We start from the raw sequence: 4059 nt of genomic DNA, 5'->3' as shown, positions 1-4059 counted from the left end.
GCCAAGCTCTTGCATAAGGTCAGAGTCGCACCAAAGCCCCAAGTTCCACTCGGGAATAGAGGTTTTCGCAAGCTGCTGTTTTGAATGGAATGCAATTTTTTGTGCCCTTCCATGGCCGCGGGCCGATCCAGGGTTTCCAAGGGTGCCGCATGCTGTGCCAGAGTCCAAGCCACCTAAAACTGTGAAAGCAATTTTCGACGAGAATCAAGAACAATTAACCTGAAATTTCGATGAGACTGACACTCCGACAACTCGACGTGATGGTGGCTATTGCCCGCAGCGGCAGTACCACCGAGGCTGGCAAACAGCTGGCGCTGTCGCAATCGGCCGTGAGCGCAGCGCTGGCTGAGCTGGAATCCCAACTCGGCACCCGTGTGTTCGACCGTGTCGGCAAACGCGTGGTGCTGAACGATTGCGGACGCCTGCTGCTGCCCCGGGCGCTGGCGCTCCTGGACCAGGTACGTGAGGTGGAAACCTTGTTCGCCGATGGCGCCGCGGCGCTGCGCGTGAGCGCCAGCACCACCATCGGCAACTACCTGATGCCGGTGGTGCTGGGCACGTATCAGCGGCATTGGCCCCTGGCCCAGATCCAGCTCGAGGTGTGCAACACGCAAGACGTGATTCAAGCTGTGGCTGATTATCAAGTGGACATCGGCTTCATCGAAGGTGCCTGCCACCACGACGAGCTTGAAATTCATCCCTGGCTCAGCGATGAGCTGGGGGTGGTGGCGGCGCCGGGGCATCCCCTCGCCCAAGGGCCGGTCGCGCTGGAACAGCTGGCGGCTGCGCGCTGGATACTGCGCGAGCCGGGCTCGGGCACGCGTGAAACGGTGGAAGCGCTGCTGCTGCCGCACCTGCAACGTTTCGGTTCCACCATGCACCTGGGCAACTCCGAAGCCATCAAGCATGCCGTGGCGGAGGAACTCGGCGTGAGCTGCCTGCCTCTGCGCGTGGTTCATGACCTGCTCATCGCAGGGCGCCTGGTGCGCGTGGCCACGCCCCTACCCACGCTGGAGCGCACGCTCTGCCGCATTCAGCCCAAGCGCAAGGTCTTCTCCCCGCCCTTGCAGCGCTTCATCGACCATTGCAGCGCCTGGCGCGAAGCCACGGCCTGAAGTCCCGCAGCACTTGCCGCAATCTGCGGCAAGTGCCAGAAGTGCCTGGCCGCTCCACAAGCGCCGGCAACCGCGGCGTGCCGGCACAGAAACGCTGTTGATCTGCGCGCCAGCAGTGAACGGTGAACGCGCGCCTGCGCGCTCGCCTCCAGCCGCTGGGCATTGTGCCTTGCGATTCATCGAGCTTTTCTCCGTGCGCCCCGGATCACGGGGGTAATCCCCTGCAGATTGCATCGGTTACATCCATATACTTCGCGCTACAAATTCCAACAGCGCGCGGGCAGCACTCCGTTTGCCACGACCGACGGGCGCGCTTCAAGACAAGGAGACTCTGTGAATCGACTGCTTTCCCTTTCCCGGCTGATCGACTGGATCAACGACAAATTCGGCAAACTCACCTGGGGCCTGGTGTTCGCTTCGGTGTTCATCAGCGCCGGCAACGCTGTCGTGCGCAAGCTCTTCGACTACAGCTCCAACGCCTGGCTCGAAATCCAGTGGTATCTGTTCGCCGGAGTCTTCCTCCTCGGTGCGGCTTATACCTTCCTGCACAACGAGCATGTACGCATCGATGTGCTCTCCAGCCGTCTCTCCAAGCGCGGGCAGACCTGGATCGACATCCTCGGCATCGTCTTCTTCCTGCTGCCGTTTTGCCTCGAGGTGGTACGGCTGTCGCTGCCCGTGGTCGGCAACGCCATGGCTTCGGGAGAAATGTCGTCCAACGCCGGCGGCTTGATGCGCTGGCCGGTATTTGTGCTGCTGCCCATTGGCTTCACCCTGCTGGCGCTGCAAGGCCTGTCGGAGTTGATCAAGCGTGCCGCCTTCCTCATGGGTCTTGCCCCCGACCCCACCTTGCGCAAAGACGAGAAGACGGCCGAAGAAGAACTTGCCGCATTCATGCTCGAGCAGACCGCACGTGAAGAAGCGGCAGCTGGCAAAAAGGCCTGAGGGGACGACATGGACTTCATCATCGCCAATATCGCACCGATCATGTTCGGCGCCCTCGTCGTCTTCCTGCTCATCGGCTTTCCGGTGGCCTTCAGCCTGGCAGCCTGCGGCCTGCTGTTCGGCTTCATCGGCGTCGAACTCGGCCTCATGCCGCAGGCGCTGCTGGAAGCCATTCCGCTGCGCATCATCGGCATCATGCAGAACGACACGCTGCTGGCCATTCCCTTCTTCACGCTCATGGGGTTGATCCTCGAACGCAGCGGCATGGCCGAGGACTTGCTCGACACCATCGGCCAGCTGTTCGGGCCGATACGCGGCGGTCTGGCTTACGCGGTCATTCTCGTGGGCGCCATGTTGGCCGCCACCACCGGCGTGGTCGCGGCATCGGTCATTTCCATGGGGCTGATTTCGCTGCCCATCATGCTGCGCTACGGCTACGATCGGCGCGTGGCCAGCGGCGTGATTGCCGCCTCGGGCACGCTGGCGCAGATCATTCCGCCGTCGCTGGTGCTCATCGTCATGGCCGACCAGCTCGGCAAATCGGTGGGCGATATGTACAAGGGCGCGTTTGTCCCCGGCTTCATCCTCACCGGCCTCTACATCGTCTATATCTTCGCCGTGACCATGGTGAAGCCGCATCTGGCGCCCGCCCTGCCACCCGAGGCCCGCACCATCCGCGAGCCCGACGGCACATCCGGCCTGCGTTCGCTTTCGCTGCTGTTCATCGCCTGTCTGGGCGTGGGCTTCGGCTGGGCGCACTACTACGACGCCTTCCTCACCTGGCGCGACAAGACGCCGATCACCGCGCCGCTGGACGAGACCATCGTCGTCTCCTTGTCGGTGGCCGTGCTGTTCGCCCTGGTTCTGGCCCTGTTCAACAAGGGCCTGCGCCTGGACCTGCTGTCGCGCATGGCGGAGAAGGTCACCTTCGTCCTGATTCCGCCGCTGCTGCTGATTTTCCTGGTGCTGGGCACCATTTTTCTCGGCATCGCCACGCCCACCGAGGGCGGCGCGATGGGGGCGATGGGCGCGCTCATCATGGCCCTCGTACGGCGCAGGCTGGACTTCAAACTGTTCGGCCAGGCGCTCAACACCACGGCCAAGCTGTCCACCTTCGTGATGTTCATCCTGATTGGCTCCACCGTGTTCAACCTCGTGTTCCAGGGGCTGGATGGGCGGGTCTGGGTCGAACACCTGCTGACCAATCTTCCTGGCGGTCAGCTCGGCTTCCTCATCGTGGTGAACATCCTGATCTTCGTGCTGGCGTTCTTCCTCGACTTTTTCGAGCTGTCCTTCATCATCATCCCGCTCATCGGACCGGTGGCCGACAAACTGGGCATCGACCTCATCTGGTTCGGCGTGCTGCTGGCGGTGAATATGCAGACCTCGTTCATGCACCCGCCGTTCGGCTTCGCGCTGTTCTACCTGCGCAGCGTCGCACCGAAAGACGATTACACCGACAAGGAGACGAAAAAACGCATCGCCCGTGTCACCACGGGGCAAATCTACTGGGGCGCCGTGCCCTTCGTGCTGATCCAGATCGTGATGGTCGCGCTGGTCATCGGCTTCCCCGGCCTCGTCACGGGTTCGCTGGGTCGTCACGACAAAATTGACCTGGACAAGGTCAACATCGTGGTTCCGGCGAACGACCAGAGCTACACCACCGAGGCGCCGCCGAATTTCGGCACCTCGAATGCGGCACCGGGTCGCGAGGGCGCATCCCAGCCAGCGGCAGCGGCATCGGGTGCCGCTGGGGACGCCGGCAACGCCGAAGCCGACGACATCATGAAGGCTTTGCAAGCGCCCGTGCAAGGCGCTTCCGCTGCCAAGCCCTGACCTGCAAGCGACGCTGACCGCGATGCGGTCCAGCGTCGCCCTTGTATGTTTAAACCAGACCAGCGCGGTACAGTCGGATCACCGCTGAGGTGACCAGACCGGACCGTGCAGCCTGGAACGCCCTGGAGTCGGCGAGCCTGCTCGCCAGCTCGTGGCTGAGTTG

3 protein-coding genes are annotated in these 4059 nt (G+C 62.8%); all 3 read left to right on the top strand.

The window, feature by feature from the left end; translation table 11 throughout:
* Window positions 1-230 precede the first annotated feature (230 nt).
* The 3 genes from ACYCUK_RS23620 to ACYCUK_RS23610 all read left to right on the top strand — a co-directional run bounded on the left by ACYCUK_RS23620 (window position 231) and on the right by ACYCUK_RS23610 (window position 3896).
* Complete coding sequence (locus tag ACYCUK_RS23620; protein ID WP_461597029.1) at window positions 231-1115, top strand: LysR family transcriptional regulator; 885 nt, start codon at window positions 231-233, stop codon at window positions 1113-1115.
* A gap of 333 nt (window positions 1116-1448) precedes the next feature.
* Window positions 1449-2060, top strand: coding sequence for a TRAP transporter small permease subunit (locus ACYCUK_RS23615; protein ID WP_461597028.1), 612 nt, complete (start codon window positions 1449-1451; stop codon window positions 2058-2060).
* A 9-nt stretch (window positions 2061-2069) separates the two neighbouring features.
* Window positions 2070-3896, top strand: coding sequence for a TRAP transporter large permease (locus ACYCUK_RS23610; protein WP_461597027.1), 1827 nt, complete (start codon window positions 2070-2072; stop codon window positions 3894-3896).
* Window positions 3897-4059: the final 163 nt, after the last annotated feature.

This window comes from Thiomonas sp., from assembly GCF_054608695.1.
This window is presented reverse-complemented; position numbering and strand designations above follow the sequence as displayed.